This window comes from Microlunatus sp. GCM10028923 (assembly GCF_042666975.1).
Classification (GTDB): domain Bacteria; phylum Actinomycetota; class Actinomycetes; order Propionibacteriales; family Propionibacteriaceae; genus Microlunatus.
The window spans coordinates 237,974-257,733 of sequence record NZ_JBHTFF010000009.1; the positions used below are offsets into that span (position 1 = coordinate 237,974).

Here is a 19,760-nt window from a genome sequence, read left to right on the forward strand (position 1 = left end):
GTCCATTATGACGAGCTTCGCAGAACGTGAGCAGCGCAGCGGTACGGCCAACGGCGTGCCCTATCTGATCCTGCCGCCGGCCTCGGGCCGGGCGGATGCGCCGATCGTGGTCGGCTGGCACCTCTTCGATCCGCCGCGGACCGAGTCTGCCTTCGCCGCGGCGATGCCGCTGGACGGGCTGGATGCCTGGCGGATCTATCTCGGGCTGCCGCTGTGCGGTGCGCGGAAGCCCGCCGGTGGCGACGAGGAAGTGATGCGGCTCGGCATGGAAGACGCGGTCCGCAACCTGTACGGGCCGGTTCAGGACCAGGCCGTCGCCGAGTTCGAGCCGACGCTCGCGGCGATCAAGGCCGAGCACGGGCTGACCGGCGACCGGCTCGGGCTGTTCGGTGGCTCGGCCGGTGCGGCCGCTGCGCTCGGCGTGCTGGCCGCCACCAGCCTCCCGGTCGCGGCCGCGGTCGTGGTCAGCCCGCTGACCGAGTTGCGTCCGCTGGTTGCTGCCAACGGCCGGCTGTACGGCATCGTCTACCCCTGGGATGCTGGCTCGGAGGCGATCGCGGACAAGATCGACTTCGTCGCGCGGGCGCCCGAGCTGGCCCGGGCCGGTGCGCCGCTCCGCCTGCTGATCGGCGAACTCGACGATGCCGAGGCGATCCACGCTCCGGCGATCGCGGTGGCCGAGGCGTTGGTCGCTGCCGGGGTCGAGGCCGAGGCCACGGTCGTGCCGAACATGCCGCACATGCTGGTCGACCCGCCGGGGGACGAGCCGGCGCCGCAGACCGACTACGCCGCCGCGGCCGACCGGCTGGCCGTCGAGTGGTTCGACCGGCGACTCTGATCAAGAGGCCGAGCGGAGGGATTGGCCGGCTGGTGTTGTGTGAGTCGGTCACAGTGCTGCCGAACCTCGGCGTTGACCCGCCACCAGATCGGGTGTCAAGATCAAAAGCCTATGATTAACCGAGCAATCAAGACGTGGCGGGGTGGCAGGCCGGTGGGTGACGTCTGCCGGGGCTCGCGGTGGCCGGCGACCCGTCGCGGAGGTGCCGTCCGGGTCATGGTCACGGCGCACCGCGGCAGCTCCCACTAGGCTCGGGCCATGGTCGAGCGACACGTGACGCTGAAGGACGTCGCCAAGAAGGCGGGCGTCTCGACCGCGGTCGTCTCGGCCGCGATCTCCGGCAGTGCGAAGACCATCCGGATGAGCGAGGCGACCCGGCTCCGGGTGGAGCGGGCGATCGCGGAGACCGGCTACCGGGTCAACCACGCGGCGAAGTCGCTCAGCATGTCGCGGTCCGGGATCATCGCTGCGGTCGTGCCCAAGATCGCGAACCCGGTCTTCGAGTACGCCATCCGCGGCATCCAAGCGGCCGCGGAAGAGGCCGGGGACGTGCTGATGCTGGCCGACGCGCTCTGGATCGAGCCCGGCAGTCACCTGATGCAACGGATGGTCGGCACCCGGATGGTGGACGGCTTCCTGGTCCGGTCGGCCCACCTCGGCTCCGCGACGATCGAGGAACTGACCAGTCGCACCATCCCGTACGTGATCTTGCAGACCCCCGGTGACGATGATCAGCGGACCAGCGTCTGGGTCGATGATCATGCCGGGATCGCGGTCGCGACCGAACACCTGCTCCGGTTGGGTCATCGCCGGATCGCGCTGGTCGGCGGGCCGGACCAGTCCTACGGGAGTCCTCGGATCGAGGGCTATCTCAGCACCTTGCGGGCGGCCGGGCTGCGGCCGGATCCGAGGCTGATCCATCGGTCCGGGTTCGACCCGCAGGTGGTGGCGCAGTCGACCATGGCCGTGCTGACGGGCCCTGAGCCGCCGACGGCGTTGATCGTCGACAACGTGATCGCCGCGCCGGGGGCGCTGGCCACCATCGTCGATCTCGGGCTGCGGGTGCCGCAGGACGTCTCGGTCGTCGTCTACCAGGACCTCCCCATCGCGGACGTGCTCCGGCCGGCGCCGACGACGATCAGGATGCCGGTCTACGAGGCGGGCGTCCGCGGCTACCGGGCGCTGCGTCAGTTGATCGACGGCAAGCGGGTCAGATCGGCACTGGTGAAGAGCCCGCGGCCGAAGTTGATCGACCGTGGATCGACGGCACCGCCCGCCTCCTGATCCACCCCTCGGCATGATCATTCTTCGATCACGGGCTTGATTATCCGGTTAATCACGTGTCATTCTGATCCGGTCGTTGCTGATCGATGCCCTTCCGGGGGCGAACGGGGTTCTCCTGCCGATGGTTCATGTCGTGGTGGTCTCTGGATGGCAGACCGTGAATATCGGGGATGTCGCGCACAGCCCCGGGGTGCTGGAGGCGTTCCGGCGGTTCGCGCCGGGCGTGCGACTCACCCTGTGGGCACGCAACATCGACGAGGGGGTACGGCAGCTGCTGGCCCGCTACTACCCGGAAGTGGAGCTGCTCGAGGAGCAGGTCGGCGAAGACGGGGCGATCACTCCGGCGCTGGAGCGGCTGTTCGGCGAGGCGGACCTGCTGGTGCACGGCTCCGGCCCGTCACTGGTCGGCAAGACCGAGACCGCCGCCTGGCGCGCGCACACCGGCAAGCCGTACGGGTTCTTCGGGGTGACCATCGATCCGCTGCGGCCCTACGACGGGACCCTGGAGCGGTCGGCCGCCATGATCGACGCGATCGCCGGCGACCTGCTCGCGCCGCTGGACCGGGAACTGTTGACCGGCGCGGCGTTCGTCTACTGCCGGGACTCGCTCACCCAGCGATTCCTGCAGGGACAGGGAATCGGGGTGGACGAGCTCGAGTTCGGCGCGGACGGCACGGTGATCTTCGACGTCGTCGACGATGATCACGGCGCCCCGGTGCTGGCCGAGTACGGGCTGGTCGAGGGCCAGTTCCTGTGCGCGGTGCCGCGGCTGCGGTACACGCCGTACTACAAGATCCGCGGCTACCCGCCGAAGTCCGAGGACTGGCGCAAGGAGGCCTACAACGCGGGCTACGCGGAGTCCGACCTGGACGTGCTTCGCCAGGCCGTGGTCAGCTGGGTCCGCAGCACCGGCTGGCCGGCGCTGATCGTGCCCGAGATGTCGTACGCGGTCGAGGTCGCCGAGACCAGCCTGGCCGGCACCTTCCCCGCCGACGTGGCCGACCAGGTCCACGTCCTGCCCCGCTTCTGGGACCTGACCGAGGCCGCGGCCGTCTACCGGCGGGCCGCCGCCGTCGTCAGCATGGAGTGCCACTCGCCCCTGATCGCTTTGGCGGAAGGGATCCCGGCGCTCTACCTGCGCCAGCCCACCGACACGATCAAGGGCAACATGTATCACGACCTCGGGCTGTCCGAGTCGATCATCGAGCTGACCGACGGTGCGGCCGGCGAGGCGGTCGAACGGGTGGCCAAGCTCGCGTCCGACCTGCCCGCGGGCCGGGATGCGATGCTCCGCTCACGGACCGCCGCGCACGAAGGCCTGCGGCGCCACGTCGAGTTCGCGATCGGCCGGGCGGGGGCCCTTCGACAGGCTCAGGGCACGGATCGACAGGGCGCGGGGGAACGGGGCGCTGACGTGCCGTGATCGAGGTTCAGCCACCACCCGCGCCGACGCGGGTGGCACCGGCGCCGAAGACGGCCGACAGCGGTCTCCGGCAGCGCCTGGCCGTCCGGTGGCGCCGGGACCGGGTGTTGCTGCTGCTGGCCGTGCCGGGCGTCGTGGTGCTGCTGCTGTTCCACTACCTGCCGCTGCTCGGCAACGTGATCGCGTTCCAGGATTACCAACCGTTCCTCGGCATCGGCAACAGCCCGTTCGTCGGCCTCGAGAACTTCGAGGTGATCATCAACGGCGACCCGGAGTTCGTCAACGCCCTGGCCAACACGCTGATCATCACGCTGATCCAGGTCGTCTTCGTCTTTCCGCTGCCGATCGCGTTCGCCCTGATCCTCAACTCGCTGCTCAGCGAACGGTTGAAGCGGCTGACCCAGTCGGTGCTCTACCTGCCGCACTTCCTGTCCTGGGTGATCGTGGTGGCGCTGTTCCAGCAGATGCTCGGCAACGGCGGCATGCTGAACACCTGGCTGCGGAGCGCCGACTTCGAGACGCTGCAGATCATCGGCGTACCGGAGCTGTTCAAGCTGATGATCACGTCGCAGGTGATCTGGAAGGACACCGGCTGGTCGACGATCATCTTCCTGGCCGCGCTGTCCCGGGTCGATCTCAACCTGTACGAGGCGGCGGCGATCGACCGGGCCGGCTCCTGGCGCCAGACCTGGCATGTGACGCTGCCGGCGATCCGGCCGGTGATCGTCCTGCTGCTGATCCTCCGGCTCGGCGACGCGCTCAGCGTCGGGTTCGAGCAGATCGTGCTGCAGCAGGGTCCGGTCGGCACCGAGGCCAGTGAGGTGCTGGACACCTACGTCTACAACAACGGCATCATCGGCGGCGACTGGGGCGTCTCGGCGGCGGTCGGCCTGGTCAAGGGCGTGGTCGGCGTGATCTTGGTGCTCGGCGCCAACAAGGTGGCCCATGCCCTGGGCGAGCGAGGGGTGTACTCGAAATGAGCAACGCACTCAAGAACCGGCCGGTCTGGATGGGCCGTCCCTCGATCCTGGCCAGGGCCGGCCGGGGGATCGTGCTCGGCATCGCCTGCCTGGCGGTGATCGTGCCCTTCGTCGCGGTGATCATGACCAGCATCGCGTCGCAGCGCGAGGTGAGCGCCGCCGGCGGGTTCGTCCTGTTCACCACCGACCCGACTCTGGCCGCCTACCGGGCGGTACTGTCCGGCGGCGTGGTGACCCGCGCCCTGCTGGTGTCGATCGGCGTGACCGTGATCGGGACCATCCTCTCGGTGGTCTGCACGATCATGCTCGCGTACGCACTGTCCCGGCCGGGAACCCTGCTGCACAAGCCGATTCTGCTGCTGACCCTGTTCACGCTGCTGTTCAGCCCCGGCATGATCCCGATGTATCTGATCGTGCGGCAGCTCGGCCTGATCGACAACCTGGCGGCGCTGATCCTGCCGGTGCTGATCAACGCCTTCAACGTGATCGTGATGCGGTCCTTCTTCCTCGAACTGCCCGGCGAACTGATCGAGTCGGCCAAGATCGACGGGGCCGGCGAGTTGCGCATCCTCACCACGATCGTGGTGCCGCTGTCCAAGGCGGTGATCGCCGTGGTCAGCCTGTTCTACGCGGTGGCGTACTGGAACGCGTTCTTCTCGGCGCTGCTCTACCTGCCGTCGCCGGAGAAGTGGCCGCTGCAACTGGTGCTGCGCACGTTCGTCGTCAACCAGACGCCGCTCGGCACCGATCAGCTGGCGGTGGGGGCCGAGACGATGCCGCCGCAGACCTCGATCCAGATGGCGATCCTGATGATCTCCATCGTTCCGATCTTGATCGTCTACCCATTCATCCAGAAGCACTTCAGCAAGGGACTGATGATCGGCGCCGTCAAGGGCTAAGCCCGGGCAGCGCGACACCCCTCTCAACGTCGAAAGGAAACCAGCCATGACAACACTGACCCGGCGGAGTCTGATCCAGGGCGTCTCCGCTGCCGCTCTGACCGGCGGCGCCGCAACCATCACCGGGTGTGGCCAGTCCGACGGCGGCCAGCCCGAATCCCGGCGGGTGGGCGACGGGGAGTTGCCGACCTTCGCCGAGCCCGCGACCGTGAAGCCGGACCTGGTCAGCGAGCACACCGGCGGCACGCACGGCTACCTCAGCTACCCGGCCGATCCCAAGCCGGCCGCCGAGCCGCCGCTGTCCGGTGGAAAGATCACCGCGCTGACGTACACCTTCGATCCGGTTGCGCCGGCGATGGTCGAGAATCCCCTTTGGCAGAAGGTCAATCAGGGCCTCGGTGCCGAGCTGGACATCACCTACGCCCCGTCCGCCGACTACACCCAGCGCTTCGCCACCACCATCGCGGGCGGTGACCTGCCCGACCTGGTGACGATCTACGGCTCGGTGCAGCAGTTGCCGGCGCTGCTGAAGTCGCAGTTCACCGACCTCAGCGAGCACCTGGCCGGCGATGCGATCGCCGACTATCCCAACCTGGCTGGGCTGGCCACCGAGTCGTGGCGCGAGACGGTGATCGACGGCTCGATCTGGGGCGTCCCGATTGCCCGACCACCGATCGGCGGCGCAATGTTCGTCCGCAAGGACGTGCTGGACAAGCAGGGACTCGCCGTACAGCCGAAGGACTTCGCGGAGTTCAAGGAACTGCTGATCGCCCTGACCGACGAGCGCAACTCCCGGTGGGCCTGCGGCGACCCGGCCGGTGTGCTCGGCCTGATCACCTCGATGCTTGGCATCCCGTCGATGTGGCTGGAGGAGGGCGGGAAATTCACCGCCAACATCGAGACCGAGCCGTACACGAAGGCGCTGGCCGACGCGCGTGGCCTGGTCGAGGCGGGCGTCTTCCACCCGGACGGGCTGACCGCGACGAACAACCAGCGCAATGACTGGTTCACCGCCGGCCGGACGCCGCTCGTGATCGGTGGTTTCGTCGGCTACAGCAAGTACGAGATGTGGGGTGCCGAGGTGCCGGGCTTCGAGCTGGCCACCATGCTCCCGGTCGGCTACGACGGCTCGACCAAGCCGGTGCACAATCGCGGCACGGTGATGCAGGCGATGACGGTGATCAAGAAGTCCGAGCTGGATCGGGTCAAGGAACTGCTGAAGTCGCTGGACTGGCTGGCCACGCCGTTCGGCTCGTCGGAATACCTGACCCGGAAGTTCGGCATCGAAGGTGAGACGTACGCGCTCGAGGGGACGGACCCGATCTTGAACTCGCGGGGTCAGAACCTCAAGCTCGTGCCGTTCGGCTACATCTCCGACAGCCCGCTGGTGATCTACGACCCCGGTCAGCGTCGGATCGCCGAGGCCCGCTTCGCGTACCAGGAGAAGGCCCTGGCGATGACCGGCCCGGACCCGACGATCGGGCTCTACTCGGAGGCCGAGGCGACCAAGAACGCCCAGATCGGCAAGGCGCTGGAAGATCATCGCCGGGAGATCCTGATCGGCCGGAAGCCCCTGGCCAGCTGGGCCGACGCGGTGTCCGCCTGGCGCAAGGGCGGCGGCGACGAGATCCGCTCCGACTACGAGACTGCCTTCGCGGCGAAGTGACCAGAACCGAACCCGATCTTCGTCGACGAGGAGAGTTCGCATGCCCCAGCCTGCCCCGAAACTGTTCCGGCCGGCGATCATGGTCGCGGTGCTCGCCGTGCTGCTGCCCATGATCATCACGGCGCCCCGCGCGGCGGCCGAGCCGCCCACCCTGAATCCACCGGAGGACGTCGTCGCCGCGATCAAGCCCGGCCACCCACGGCTGATGGTGGACGATGCCGGCCTGGCCCGGATCGAGCAGCAGGTGGCCGGTTCCGAGCTCGCCAAGGGGCTCCACCAGCAGTTGATCACCGAGGCCGACCGGATGCTCACGCTGCCGGTGTCGGTCTATGAGTTCCCGGACGGCCGGACGCTGCTGCAGGTCACCCGCGAGATGCAGCGGCGGTCGGTGTTCCTGTCGCTGGCGTACCGGCTGACCGGGGACGAGCGCTACGCGGCCCGCGCCTACCAGGAGCTCGAGGCGGGCGCCCAGTTCCCGGACTGGAACCCGGAGAGCTGGCTCTCGGTCGGCGAGCTGCTGTACGCGTACGCCGTCGGCTACGACTGGCTGCACAGCTACCTCAGCGATGATCAACGCACCGTGCTGCGCAACGCCATCGTCGAGTTCGGGCTGAACGAGGCCAAGATCGCGTACGACACCTCGAACTCGTGGACCCGGTCGACGACCAACTGGAACATCGTCTGCAACAGCGGCGTGATCATGGCCGCGCTGGCGGTCGGCGATGAGGTCCCCGAGCTGGCCAACGAGCTGCTGCACCGTGCCTACGACTCGTTGCCGGTCGCGCTGGCGGAGTTCGGGCCGGATGGCGGCTATCCGGAGGGCACCACCTATTGGGGTTATGCGACCCGGCTCCTGGTGTCGGCGCTGTCGTCGCTGGAGACGGCGATCGGTGACGACTACGGCATCTCCGACGCACCCGGCCTGGACACCACGGTCGACTTCAGCCTGCAGCTGACCGGCTCGAGCGGGCAGCTGTTCAACTACGCCGACTCGTTGACCCAGGTCAGGACCCGGGGCGGCTCGGCGGCGACCTACTGGCTGGCCCATCGCTACAACCAACCCGGCTACGCCTGGTGGGCCGATCAGGGTGCCTCCCGGGTCCTGCCCAGCACGCTGCCGCCGCTGCATCTGATGTGGCTGGGCATGATCGAATCCGAGGATCCGGGGGCCTCCGGTTTGCCGCTGGACAAGGTGTTCCAGCGTGCCCACGTGCAGACGATGCGCAGCGGTTGGGATCCGGAGGCGACCTTCGTCGGGTTCCGTAACGGGGACAACGCGGCGAATCACGGTGATCTTGACATGGGCACCTTCGTCCTCGATGCCCTCGGGGTGCGGTGGGCGACGGAGCTCGGCCGGGACGACTACGGCCTGCCCGGCTACTTCGACACGGGCCAGGACGGGCTGCGCTGGACGTACTACCGCAAACGTGCCGAGGGTCAGAACACGTTGGTGCTGAATCCGGGGGCGGGTCCCGACCAGGCCCTCGGCTCCACCGGGACGATCGTCCGTACCGACGGCGATGCGGGGACGGCGTTCTCGGTCGCCGACCTGTCCGCGGCGTACGCCGATCGCGGCGTGAGCAGGTGGCAGCGCGGCATCGCCCAGATCGACGGCCGGTCCCGCGTCGTGATCCAGGACGAAGTGTCCGGCCGGACTCCGATCACGCCGTACTGGTTCATGCACACCAGTGCGGCGATCACCCTCGCCGCGGATGGCAAGACCGCGAAACTGACCCTGAACGGCAAGCAACTCCAGGCCCGGCTGCTCGACGGACCGGCCGGCGCCAAGTTCTCGATCATGGACGCGAAGCCGCTGCCGACCTCGCCGAATCCGTCCGGCCAGAACCCGAACGACGGCATCCGCAAGCTTGCGGTGACCGCCGACCCGACGCGCCAGTTCCGCCTGTCGGTGCTGTTGGAACCACTGCCGACGGGGCAGCCGGCCGACCCGCCCGTGGTGATCCCGCTGCGCGGCTGGGCGCTGGAGTCGCTCGGCAGGTCGTAGCCGAGCGATCAGTCCCCGCATCCTCCGACGACGAAGGAGACTCCCATGCCCGCACCCAGAACCGGGAGGCACCGGTCCATGATCACCTTGCTGATCCTGGCCGTGCTGCTGCCCATGATCATCACGGCGCCGCGAGCGGCGGCCGAGCCGCCCACCCTGAATCCGCCCGAGGACGTCGTGGCCGCGATCAAGCCCGGCCATCCGCGGCTGATGGTGGATGCCGCCGGCCTGGCCCGGATCGAGCAGCAGGTGGCGAGCTCGGAGCTGGCCGCGGGGCTGAAGCAGCAGTTGATCACCGAGGCGAACCGGATGCTCACGCTGCCGGTGTCGGTGTACGAGTTCCCGGACGGCCGGACGCTGCTGCTGGTGACCCGGGAGGTGCAGCGCCGGTCGGTGTTCCTGTCGCTGGCGTACCGGCTGACCGGGGACGAGCGCTATGCCGCCCGGGCCTATCAGGAGTTCGCGGCGGTGGCCCAGTTCCCGGACTGGAACCCGGTCAGCTGGCTCTCGGTGGCGGAACTGCTGTACGCGTACGCGGTCGGTTACGACTGGCTGCACGACTACCTGAGCGCTGATCAACGTGCCGTGATGCGCACAGCCATGATCGAGTTCGGGCTGAACGAGGCCAAGATCGCGTACGACTCGTCGGTGTCCTGGACCAGGACGACCAGCAACTGGAACATCGTCTGCAACGGCGGCGTGATCATGGCCGCGCTGGCGATCGGCGACGAGACTCCCGCGCTGGCCAACGAACTGTTGCACCGTGCCTACGACTCACTGCCGGTCGCGCTCGCGGAGTACGGCCCGGACGGCGGCTATCCGGAGGGCACCACCTACTGGGGTTACGCGACGCGGTTCCTGGCCTCGACGCTGTCCTCGCTGGAGACCGCGATCGGCGACGACTACGGCATCTCCGACGCTCCCGGTCTCGACACCACGGTCGACTTCAGCCTGCAGCTGACCGGGTCGAGCGGCCAGGCGTTCAACTATGCCGACGCCTCCACCGGCACTCCGGGCGGGCCGCCGGCGACCTACTGGCTGGCCCAGCGGTACCAGCAGCCGGCCTACGCCTGGTGGGCCGATCAGGGGGCGGACCGGGCGTCGGCCAACGCGTTGCCGCCGCTGCACCTGATGTGGCTCGGCATGATCGAATCCGAGGATCCCGGTGCCGGCGGATTGCCGCTGGACAAGGCATTCGAGCGGGCTCACGTGGAGACGATGCGCAGTGGCTGGGACCCGTCCGCGACCTACGTCGGGTTCCGGCCCGGCGACAACGCCGCGAACCACGGCGATCTTGATATGGGCACGTTCGTGCTTGATGCGCTCGGCGTCCGGTGGGCGATGGAGCTCGGCACCGACAGCTACAGCCTGCCCGGCTACTTCGACACCAAGCCGGACGGTCAGCGCTGGACGTACTACCGCAAACGGGCCGAGGGCCAGAACACGCTGGTGCTGAACCCAGGTGCGGCGGCCGACCAGTCGACCGTGGCGTCCGGCACGACGATCCGGCGAGCCGGCAACGCGGCGGCCGCCTTCTCGATCGCCGACCTGTCCGAGGCCTACAGCGACCGCGGGGTCACCAGCTGGCAGCGCGGCATCGCCGAGATCGACGGCCGGTCCCGCGTGGTGGTCCAGGACGAGGTGTCCGGCCCCGCGCCGATCACGCCGTACTGGTTCATGCACACCAGCGCCGCGATCACCGTCGCCGCCGACGGAACCACCGCGAACCTGACCCTGAACGGCAAGCAACTGCAGGCCCGGCTGCTCGACGGTCCCGCCGGCGCCAAGTTCTCGATCATGGACGCGAAGCCGCTGCCGACCTCGCCGAACCCGTCCGGCCAGAACCCCAACACCAACCTGCGCAAGCTCGTGGTGACGGCCGATCCGGCGAGCGCGTTCCGGCTGTCCGTGCTGCTGGAGCCCTTGCCCACCGGCGAACCGGCCGACCCGCCGGCCGTGACCGACCTGGCCGACTGGTCCCTGCCGACGGTCGGCGCACCTCGGCTGACCTCGCTCAGCGTGGACGGCGAACCGGTCGCCGGGTTCGGGCCGTCGTCGCTGACGTACACGATCGATCGGGCGGCCGGTGGCACCGTTCCGGTGATCACGGCGACCGCCCCGGACGGTGTGCCGATCACCGTCCGGCAGGCGACCGCGATCCCGGGCTCCGCCGAGGTCTGCCTCGGCCAGGGCGACGATCCGTGCGCCGTCCGGTACGCGATCCGGGTGCAGGACGCGTTCTCCGACCGGGTGATCGCCAGTGCCGCCGGAGTGAATCCGCCCGGCAACGCTCTTGATCATGATCTCGAGACACTGTGGACCGCGGAGGGTGAGCAGTGGATCCAGGTCAATCTCGGCGAACCGACGACGGTCAGCGGGGTCTCGCTGGCCTGGAGCCAGGGCACCGCGCGGAAGTACGACTTCGCGGTGCAGACCTCGCTGGACGGCGAGACCTGGACCGAGGCGCTGCCGCGGACCTCGAGCTCCGGGACCACGCTGGAGCTGGAAGATCATCCGTTCGAGGCCGTCCAGGCCCGCTATGTCCGGCTCCAGGGCTACGGCAACAACCTGAACGCCTGGAACTCGCTGGCCGAGCTGCGCGTCGCGACCGCCGACGGCTCCTGGCCCGGCCCGCCGGAGGTCGGCCGGGAACTGGTCGGGCTGGAGCTGTCCGACGATGATCTTGAACTCGCGGTCGGCGGGGAAACCCGGATCAAGGGAACCGCCGTGTATGCCGACGGCAGCCGGGTGCCGCTCCGGCTGGGCGAGATCACCTTGTCCAGCACGGATCCGGCCGTGGTGGCCGTGACCAGGGACGAACGGATCGTCGGCCGCTCGGCCGGCACGGCGACGATCGCCGCCCGGTTCCGCGAGCACGGCAGGCTGGTCTTCGCCAGTGCCCTGGCGCGGGTCGGCTGATAGCCTGCACTCCGGCGCTGGAGGGCGCCGCCGGGTCCGCGGGCAGGGGACAGCCCACCTCCGATCTTCCCGAAGCCGGTGCCAGATGATCATCGCTTCGCTGGCCTGTACGCGGACCGCGGGCTCGGAGAGGAAGAGCCATGAGCACCCGTTCGGCCGCGGAATTGGGCGCCGCCAACCACCAGAGCTTCTTCGCCGCCAGGGCGGAGGTTTCCGGCGGGATCGTACGGCACGAGCACGGAGGGACCGTGGTCGTGACGCCCCAGGGTGAGGCGATGGTGCTGTTCCCGACCGTGCCGGTCGAGGCGGCCGCCGAGTTCGTCGACGAGCAGCTGGCGCTGTTCGGGCGGCACCGGCCGCTGTCGGAGATCGGCGTGTGGTCCCTGGACGCCGCGGGCATCCCGGCGTTGGGTGCGGCGCTGGCCGAGCACGGCTTCGACTGGGGCTGGCGGCCGAACTGGATGGTGCTCGACGTGACCCGCCTCGTCGTCGATCATCCGCGGCCGTCCGGCCTGGTGGTGGCGGAGGCGAATGATCACTGGTGGCGGTACGAGGCGCGGCTCGACGGCGCCACGGTGGGGCGGGCGATCCTGCACCTCTGCGAGGTCGACGGGAAGCCGGTGGGCGGCCTCTACGACATGGAGGTCGACGACGATCAACGGCGCCGGGGGATCGGGACCGCCCTCGCCGTCGCGGTTGGTGAGCGGGCTCGTGATCTTGGTTGCCGGTCGGTGGTGTTGAACGCGACCGGGCCGGGCGAGCCGGTGTATCGGCGGGCGGGCTTCGCCAAGCTGGGGGAGCAGGGACAGACCTGGTGGCTGCCGGGTGATCGGTTCGATCAGCGCGTCGGTTGACCTCGCCCCAGGGGCCGGCCGCAGACTCGGCGTGTGGACGATCCGTTTCTGTTGGCCGGCCGCTTCGGCGCCGAAGCCCGCCTGTCGCCGAAGGCGCTCCGGCTCTACGCCGAGCTGGGGTTGCTGGTGCCCACCGAGGTGGACCCGGCGACCGGCTACCGGTACTACCACCGCGACCAGCTCGACCGGGCCCGGCTGATCAGCCGGCTGCGCGGACTGGACCTGCCGCTGGCCAGGGTCGCGACGCTGGTCGACCTGACCCCGGCGGCGCTGGAGATCGAACTGCGCGCCTGGCTCAAGGCCCGTCATGATCAACTCGGCCGGCAGGCCCAGCAGATCGACGGGATCGTCCGCGGCCCGGCCCAGCTGCCGGAGCTGATCGCCGCGATCACGGTGCGGCAGGCGCCGGCGACGACGCTGCTCTGCCGGCAACGGATGGTGTCGACGGTGGAGCTGGACACGTTCATCGCCGAGTCGGAGGCCGAGCTGCGGGCCGGGCTGCGCGGCGCCGGACTGCCCGGCGACGGTCCGATCCGGGTCTACTTCCACGAGCTGGTGACGCCGGACAGCGAGGGCCTGGTCGAGGTCGCGATCGGCTACACCGGAAGGCTCGAACCGCTGGAGGGCTTGCGGATCCGGTTGTCCCCGGCGCAGACCGAGGCGGTGCTGCCGGCGCCGAAGGCGTACGAGGACTACCCGCTGGTGCTGCACCTCTACGACGCGATGGAGGCCTGGATCGTCGACCGCCCGGGCGCCTGTCCCAGCGACACCTGCTTCGAGGTCCATCCGGGCAGCGACGCCCGGTTCGACGTCGTCTACCCCGTTCGGCTTCCCACTCAGAGTGAGGATCCCTCATGATCACGACCACCGTCGGCCTGCCCTACATCGGATCCGGGCCCTACTGCTACGCGAACTCGTTCGCCATGATCATGGGCGAGCACGCCCCGTCCACCGCGGTGATCGAAACCTTGTCCGGCGGCCCGTTCGGGATGCAGCTGATCGGCGGCCGGCTGCCGTTCTTCGACCCGTACGGCTGGGACCCGGGCCTCGGCTTCGCCAACCTGCTCGACGCCCTGGGCTGGACCTCGACGGAGTCCAGCGGCGGCGACGCGGCCGAGGCCGAGGCGCGGCTCCGGGCCGCCGTCGCCGACGGACCGGTCTGGGTCGGTCCGGTCGAGATGGGCTACCTCGCGCACCAGCCGGAGATGCGCGGCCCGATCGAGGCGGACCACTTCGTCGTCGTCCTCGAGGTCGGGCCGGACCTGGTCACGATGCACGATCCGCACGGCTTCCCGTACGCGACGCTGCCGGTGCGCGACTTCCTCACGGCCTGGCGGGCCGACACACTGCCGTACGGGAAGCCGTACACCTTGCGCACGGGCTTCCGCCGCGAGGCCGAGGTGACCGAGACCGAGGCGCTCCGGCGGGGGATCGGCGCCGCGACGGCCTGGCTCGACCTCGATCCCCGGCGTGACGTACCGCCGGGCACCCTCGGCAACGCCGACGCGGCGCTGGCACTGGCGGACCTTTGGGAGGCCGGCCCGGACGACGGTCTGCGGGCCCACCTCGCCTTCTTCGCGGTACGGGTCGGAGCGCGCCGGCTGGACGACGCGGCGACCTGCCTGGCCCGGATCGGCCTCGACGAGGCGTCCGTCGTGCTGCGCGAGCAGGCCCGGCGGGTCGGCTCGCTGCAGTACCCGGTGGTCCAGCGGGACGACGCCGCCGTGGCCCGGATCCTGCGCGAGCACGCACCGTCCTATGAGCGTTTGTCAGCCGCACTACCGGACACCAGGTAGCCTGTGCGGCGTGGAAAACGGCGGGGGATCAGCGACGCGCGGCGAACTGCCGCTCGTCTTCTCGGCACCCCGGCGCGGCAAGCCGCCGCAGCACTGGGCCGACCTGACCGCGACTGAGCGCCGTGAGGCGGTCGAAGGACTCGGCCACCGCGCCTTCCGGGCCCGCCAGCTCTCCGCTCACTACTTCGCCGGCCTGCGCACCGACCCGGCCGAATGGACCGACCTGCCGGCCGAGGTCCGCGACGAACTGGCCTCGACCTTCCTGCCGCCGCTGCTGACCCGCGCCCGCGAGCTGACCTGCGACGACGGTACGACCGTGAAGTCGCTCTGGCGGCTGCACGACGGCGCGACCGTTGAGAGCGTCCTGATGCGCTATCCGGACCGGGCCACCATGTGTGTGTCCAGCCAGGCCGGCTGCGGCATGGCCTGCCCGTTCTGCGCGACCGGGCAGGGCGGGCTGCAGCGCAACATGAGCACCGCCGAGATCGTCGAACAGGTCGTCGACGGCGCCCGCCGGCTGGATCGCGGCGAGATCGCCGGCGGACCTGGCCGGGTCTCCAACGTCGTCTTCATGGGCATGGGCGAGCCGATGGCCAACTACAAGGCCGTGGTCGGCGCCGTACGCCAGCTCGTGACGCCGAACCCGGACGGCCTCGGCATGAGCGCTCGCGGCATCACCGTCTCCACGGTCGGCCTGGTGCCCCGGATCCAGCAGCTGGCCACCGAGGGCCTCCCGGTCACCCTGGCCATCTCGCTGCACGCCCCGGACGACGAACTGCGCGACGAACTGGTCCCGGTGAACACCCGCTGGAACGTCGACGAGGTCGTCGATGCCGCTTGGGAGTACGCCAAGATCACCAAGCGTCGGGTCTCGATCGAGTACATCCTGATCAAGGACATCAACGATCAAGCCCACCGGGCCGACCTGCTGGCCAAGGTCCTGCGCCGCGGCAACTGGGGCTGGGTCCACGTCAACCTGATCCCCTTGAATCCCACGCCCGGTTCGAAATGGACCGCGTCGCGGCGCGAGGACGAGGAAGAATTCGTCCGCCGGCTGGAGAAGCGGGGCGTGCCGGTGACCGTACGGGACACTCGGGGGCGGGAGATCGACGGGGCCTGCGGCCAGCTCGCGGCTCAGGTGGTCTAGCGCCGCGTTACACCCGCGGAGTGGCCCGGCCACCGCCGTGCACGAACGCCGCCCGGCCGCTTCCATCGTCGCCGACGAACGCGAAGGTCTGGTTCCCGCCTTTGCCGATCGTGATGAACGTGTCTCTGCTCAGCTGGACGATCCGATCCCGTTGGGGCGCCGGTCCCTGCAGCATGTCCGCGAGCTCGTTCTGAAGGCGGAAATCGCGCCAGAGGTCGCCGTTCGCATCGGCCTCTATGTCGATCATGGTCGTACGGCTCTCGTACCGGCCGACGAATCGGTGCGGATCGACCGGATCAGGGTGCTCGGGCGGTCCGGGCGGCAGGGGTAGGCCAAACCCGGCCAGCTCCTGGAATACCTGCCCGAACAGCGCGCGGTACAGCTTGTCCGGCCGGCCACCGTTGGTGAGCAAGGCGACGGCGACGCCGTGTTCCGGGGCCATCCTGAGGTAGGCGCTCTGCCCGATCGTTCCGCCGTCGTGGCCGAGGACCTGGCCGCCCGGCCAGTCCTCGATCGTCCACCCCAGCCCCCAATGCGCGTCGAACCCGCCGGCCGAAGGGACGTCGGCATGCGGCACCTGCATGGCCAGGGTTCCTTCGGCAGAAAGGATCGGGCCGCCGCCGTCCACGTGGCTCTTGGCGAAGCCGATCAGGTCGGCTGCCGTCATGGCCAGCATCGAGCCTGCTGGCATTCCGGCGAACCCGGCCGCCCAGGTCCGGGCCGGCTCCCACCCGCCCTTGGCGCGAAGGTGTCCGGTCGCCGACCGGTGCAGGATGGCGTCCTCCGCGCGCGGCGAGACCGCGTGCAAGCCCAGGGGTTCGGCCAGCCGTTCGAGGAGAACGTCGTTGTAGCGCTGGCTCCTGAGCACTTCGACGATCCGGCCGAGCACGATGAAGCCCGTGTTGGAGTACGAGAACAAGTCGCCGGGAGGGAAGAGCTGCGGAACCTCCGGCACGACTGCGGCACAGTACCGTTCGACGGCATCGTCGCCGCGGCCGATCTCGATGAAGAGGTCACCCTCCAGTCCGCTGGTGTGGCTGAGCAGTTGCCGCGGGGTGATGACAGCGCTCGCCCGGTCGTCGGCGACGCGGAAGTCCGGCAGGTAGCTGCGGACCGGCGCGTCCAAGTCGAGCAGGCCCTCGTCGACGAGCTGCAGCACCAGCGTTGCGGTCCAGACCTTGGTGATCGAGCCGATCTGGAACACCGAGTCCGTCGTTGCCGTCACTCCGGTTCGCAGGTTGAGCACGCCGGCTGCACGCTCGACCACCTCGTCGCCGGCCAGGACCGAGATCGACGCACCGGGAATCCCCGAGCCTTCGACCAGGCGCGCGAACTGATCATCCAGCCATGCCTGGATTCCGTCGAGCCTCCGCATCGCTTCCCCTCAGTGGATCCAAGCCATCGAACTCACCGGTGGATGGAGATTTCTCATGCAGGCACTGTACGGAAGCCGACCGTGAGGAGTTGCGGCTCCGGCGTGCTGCCGCAGCAACCGCCGTCGGCCGGGACGCCCGAGACGAGTTCCTCATCGGTGGGTGGATTGGAACTGCAGACGCCGGTCTCGGGCAGGTTGAGCTGCACCCGGGCCGCGGCGTCGTGATCACCGGCGAGAGCGGTGGCGATCGACCGGACCTGTTCGTAGCCGGTGGCGAGGAGGAAGGTCGGAGCGCGGCCGTAGCTCTTGGCTCCGGCGAGATAGAAGCCGGGCTCGGGCTGCGACAGTACGGCCTCGCCGTGCGGCGGCACGGTGCCACAGCTGTGGAAGTTCGGATCGATCAGCGGTGCCAGCCGGGCTGGGGCTTCGACGGCGGGGTCGAGGTCGAGCCGGATCTCGCGGAGCAGCTCGAGGTCGGGCCGGAAGCCGGTCGCGTTCACGATCGTGTCGACCTGCCAGTTGCGGCTGCCGTCTGGCGTGGTGGCCTCGACCAGGACCGGCCCGATCGCAGTCGGGGCGAGGCGGGTGATCGTGGCGTTGCGTACCAACGTGATCTTGCCGGACTCGACCGCGGCCTTGAGCCGGGTCCCGAGCCGACCCCGGGCGGGCAGTCCGTCGTCGTCCCCGCCGCCGTAGAGCCTGGCCGGGGTGCCGCGGCGGATCAGCCAGGTGATGGTGGTGCCGGCCTCCTGCTCCGCGAGCTCGACCAGGGCGAGCAGCGTGTTGGCCGCCGAGTGGCCCGTCCCGACAACCAGCGTGTGCCGGCCGGCGAACCGGGCCCGATCGGGGCCGAGGACGTCGGGCAGCGGCCCTGCGAGAACTCCGGCGGCCGCGGCTTCGGCCTCGCCCGGGGCCGGCAGGCCGGCGCTGCCGAGGGGATTGGGACGGCCCCAGGTGCCGGAGGCGTCGATCACGGCACGGGCTTCGAGGTCACGCACCTGTCCGTTGCTGACGGTACGGACCAGCAGCGGGTGGTCCTCCCGGCCGATGGTGCGGGTCTTGTCGATCCCCTGACGCGTCACGCCGATCACGCGGGTCGAGGTCGAGATCCGTCCCACGAGTTCGGCGGTGGCCGCGAGCGGGGCTAGGTAGTCGTCGACGAGCTCGTGGCCGGTGGGCAGCGCATCGAGGTCGGGCTCGGCCCAGCCCGTCGGGCCGAGGAGGCGGCGGGCGGCGCTGTCGAGGTTGTAACGCCAGGGCGAGAACAGCCGCACCTGTCCCCACGCGCGGATCGCGGCGCCGACCGAGTCGCCCTGCTCGATCACCATCGGATCGAGGCCCTGCTCGAGCAGCTGTGCCGCTGCGGCCAGTCCGACCGGTCCGGCTCCGATCACCACGACCGGCAAGGATGCGTGCGTGTTCTTCATGATCATTTCCCCTTCGATGCTGTCACACGCGTCGTTTCCGTCGTGCGACGGCCGAGCGCCTTGATGAGGTAGGTGGCGTCCCGGTGGACGCCGCGGAGGGTGTTGGACGAAAACGACCGCTGGAACTCCAGGCCGAGGAATCCCAGCCCCGGATGGGTGACGGAGAGTCCCTGCCGGTGCAGCGGTCGGCCGTCCGGGGTAAAGGCCCCAATCCCCGTCAGGTACGGCAGGGACGGCCGGTAGCCGGTCGCGAGGATCACGGCATCGACCGCCTCGGTCGCGCCGTCGGCCCACCGGACTCCGGTCTCGGTGAACCCTGAGAACACCGGTCGCTGGTCCAGCCGTCCGGAGTCGATCGCCGACCGGTAGCGGCCGTCGTCGAACACCAGCGTGCCCTGGAACAGCCGGGCCAGGACCGACGGCGGCAGCAGGTCGAGCCGGAGCGTGTGCAGCCAGTAGTGCAGGTCCCGGCCGCCCCGGACCTGCGGCACGAACTGCACCGGCGACCGTACGGCGAGGGACACCTGCGCGGTCTCGGACAGTTCGTACGCGACCTGGACCGCGGAGTTGCCGGCCCCGACGACCACCACCCGGCGCCCGGCGAACCGGTCCGGTGATCGGTACTCCGCGGCGGTCAGGACCTCGCCGCCGTACGAATCCCGGCCCGGGAACGCGGGCCGGACCGGGTTGCCGAACGAGCCGCTGGCGGCGACCACCGCGTCCGCGCCGAGCACGTCACCGGCCTCGGTGCGGACCTCGAAGCCGCGGCCGGCGGCGGTGACGTCGACGACCCGGGTCCCGGTCCGGAGATCGATGCCGAGCCAGCCGGCGTACCCGGTCAGGAACGCGACGACCTCGTCGCGAACCGGGTAGCGATCGGGGCGGCCCGGGAACGCGTAGCCGGGGAAGCCGCTGTAGGCGGCGGGCGAGAACAACGTCAGGCTGTCGTAGTACGCCGGCCACGACCCGGCCGGCCGATCACCGGCCTCCAGCAGGACCGGGTCCCAGCCCGCGTCCCTGGCCGCCCGGCCTGCCGCCAGACCGGACTGTCCGCCGCCGATGATCACGAGTCTCTGTTTCACAACGCCGAACATATCGTAGAATTGACATATGTCAATATGAAGGTATGAGGTAATCTCGCATCGAA

At 69.7% G+C, this 19,760-nt stretch carries 15 protein-coding genes; 12 read left to right on the top strand and 3 right to left on the bottom strand.

Going from position 1 to position 19,760, the window contains the following annotated elements; translation table 11 throughout:
• Positions 1–7: 7 nt before the first annotated feature.
• The 12 genes from ACFQU4_RS22745 to rlmN all read left to right on the top strand — a co-directional run bounded on the left by ACFQU4_RS22745 (position 8) and on the right by rlmN (position 15,811).
• Complete coding sequence (locus ACFQU4_RS22745; RefSeq protein ID WP_377496244.1) at positions 8–838, top strand: alpha/beta hydrolase; 831 nt, start codon at positions 8–10, stop codon at positions 836–838.
• Positions 839–1,096: 258 nt separating this feature from the next.
• A complete protein-coding gene (locus tag ACFQU4_RS22750) occupies positions 1,097–2,122 on the top strand; it encodes a LacI family DNA-binding transcriptional regulator (RefSeq protein WP_377496246.1) in 1,026 nt (341 codons plus the stop codon).
• Positions 2,123–2,255: 133 nt separating this feature from the next.
• On the top strand, positions 2,256–3,545 hold the full coding sequence (locus tag ACFQU4_RS22755; protein ID WP_377496248.1) for a polysaccharide pyruvyl transferase family protein: 1,290 nt from the start codon (positions 2,256–2,258) through the stop codon (positions 3,543–3,545).
• On the top strand, positions 3,542–4,525 hold the full coding sequence (locus ACFQU4_RS22760) for an ABC transporter permease (protein WP_377496250.1): 984 nt from the start codon (positions 3,542–3,544) through the stop codon (positions 4,523–4,525). The genes ACFQU4_RS22755 and ACFQU4_RS22760 overlap by 4 nt, the downstream gene beginning before the upstream one ends.
• Positions 4,522–5,424 carry a carbohydrate ABC transporter permease gene (locus tag ACFQU4_RS22765; protein WP_377496252.1) on the top strand — a complete coding sequence of 301 codons (903 nt, stop codon included), beginning with the start codon at positions 4,522–4,524 and terminating at the stop codon, positions 5,422–5,424. The genes ACFQU4_RS22760 and ACFQU4_RS22765 overlap by 4 nt, the downstream gene beginning before the upstream one ends.
• Positions 5,425–5,470: 46 nt before the next feature.
• Entirely contained in the window at positions 5,471–7,090 is a 1,620-nt protein-coding gene (locus ACFQU4_RS22770; RefSeq protein ID WP_377496254.1) for an extracellular solute-binding protein, read from the top strand.
• A gap of 40 nt (positions 7,091–7,130) precedes the next feature.
• The gene (locus ACFQU4_RS22775) at positions 7,131–9,095 is read left to right on the top strand and encodes a DUF4962 domain-containing protein (RefSeq protein WP_377496256.1); all 1,965 of its coding nucleotides are present in this window, start codon (positions 7,131–7,133) and stop codon (positions 9,093–9,095) included.
• Between the two features lie 45 nt (positions 9,096–9,140).
• Positions 9,141–12,014: a discoidin domain-containing protein gene (locus ACFQU4_RS22780; protein WP_377496258.1), complete on the top strand. Its 2,874-nt coding sequence runs from the start codon at positions 9,141–9,143 to the stop codon at positions 12,012–12,014.
• Positions 12,015–12,154: 140 nt separating this feature from the next.
• Positions 12,155–12,868: a GNAT family N-acetyltransferase gene (locus tag ACFQU4_RS22785; protein WP_377496260.1), complete on the top strand. Its 714-nt coding sequence runs from the start codon at positions 12,155–12,157 to the stop codon at positions 12,866–12,868.
• 33 nt (positions 12,869–12,901) lie between these two features.
• Positions 12,902–13,726: a MerR family transcriptional regulator gene (locus ACFQU4_RS22790; protein ID WP_377496262.1), complete on the top strand. Its 825-nt coding sequence runs from the start codon at positions 12,902–12,904 to the stop codon at positions 13,724–13,726.
• Positions 13,723–14,664: a hypothetical protein gene (locus ACFQU4_RS22795; protein ID WP_377496264.1), complete on the top strand. Its 942-nt coding sequence runs from the start codon at positions 13,723–13,725 to the stop codon at positions 14,662–14,664. The genes ACFQU4_RS22790 and ACFQU4_RS22795 overlap by 4 nt, the downstream gene beginning before the upstream one ends.
• A gap of 10 nt (positions 14,665–14,674) precedes the next feature.
• Positions 14,675–15,811 (top strand): 23S rRNA (adenine(2503)-C(2))-methyltransferase RlmN, encoded by a 1,137-nt coding sequence (gene rlmN, locus ACFQU4_RS22800; protein WP_377496266.1) that lies wholly within the window; start codon positions 14,675–14,677, stop codon positions 15,809–15,811.
• Between the two features lie 7 nt (positions 15,812–15,818).
• Here rlmN and ACFQU4_RS22805 read toward each other — a convergent pair whose 3' ends face one another.
• Genes ACFQU4_RS22805 through ACFQU4_RS22815 form a run of 3 tightly spaced genes read right to left on the bottom strand, consistent with a single transcriptional unit; the run spans position 15,819 to position 19,695 of the window.
• Positions 15,819–17,186, bottom strand: a complete 1,368-nt coding sequence (locus tag ACFQU4_RS22805; protein WP_377496268.1) for a serine hydrolase domain-containing protein — start codon at positions 17,184–17,186, stop codon at positions 15,819–15,821.
• Between the two features lie 53 nt (positions 17,187–17,239).
• Positions 17,240–18,613, bottom strand: a complete 1,374-nt coding sequence (locus tag ACFQU4_RS22810) for an FAD-dependent oxidoreductase (protein ID WP_377496270.1) — start codon at positions 18,611–18,613, stop codon at positions 17,240–17,242.
• Positions 18,614–18,615: 2 nt separating this feature from the next.
• Positions 18,616–19,695, bottom strand: a complete 1,080-nt coding sequence (locus tag ACFQU4_RS22815) for a flavin-containing monooxygenase (RefSeq protein WP_377496272.1) — start codon at positions 19,693–19,695, stop codon at positions 18,616–18,618.
• Positions 19,696–19,760 lie beyond the last annotated feature (65 nt).

Excerpts from the sequence above, each read along its gene's own strand:
- ACFQU4_RS22770 (WP_377496254.1), top strand. The coding sequence starts at position 5,471 with ATGACAACACTGACCCGGCGGAGTCTGATCCAGGGCGTCTCCGCTGCC.
- ACFQU4_RS22810 (WP_377496270.1), bottom strand. The coding sequence starts at position 18,613 with ATGAAGAACACGCACGCATCCTTGCCGGTCGTGGTGATCGGAGCCGGA.
- ACFQU4_RS22780 (WP_377496258.1), top strand. The coding sequence starts at position 9,141 with ATGCCCGCACCCAGAACCGGGAGGCACCGGTCCATGATCACCTTGCTG.
- ACFQU4_RS22805 (WP_377496268.1), bottom strand. The coding sequence starts at position 17,186 with ATGCGGAGGCTCGACGGAATCCAGGCATGGCTGGATGATCAGTTCGCG.
- ACFQU4_RS22765 (WP_377496252.1), top strand. The coding sequence starts at position 4,522 with ATGAGCAACGCACTCAAGAACCGGCCGGTCTGGATGGGCCGTCCCTCG.
- ACFQU4_RS22775 (WP_377496256.1), top strand. The coding sequence starts at position 7,131 with ATGCCCCAGCCTGCCCCGAAACTGTTCCGGCCGGCGATCATGGTCGCG.
- ACFQU4_RS22750 (WP_377496246.1), top strand. The coding sequence starts at position 1,097 with ATGGTCGAGCGACACGTGACGCTGAAGGACGTCGCCAAGAAGGCGGGC.
- ACFQU4_RS22795 (WP_377496264.1), top strand. The coding sequence starts at position 13,723 with ATGATCACGACCACCGTCGGCCTGCCCTACATCGGATCCGGGCCCTAC.
- ACFQU4_RS22745 (WP_377496244.1), top strand. The coding sequence starts at position 8 with ATGACGAGCTTCGCAGAACGTGAGCAGCGCAGCGGTACGGCCAACGGC.
- ACFQU4_RS22785 (WP_377496260.1), top strand. The coding sequence starts at position 12,155 with ATGAGCACCCGTTCGGCCGCGGAATTGGGCGCCGCCAACCACCAGAGC.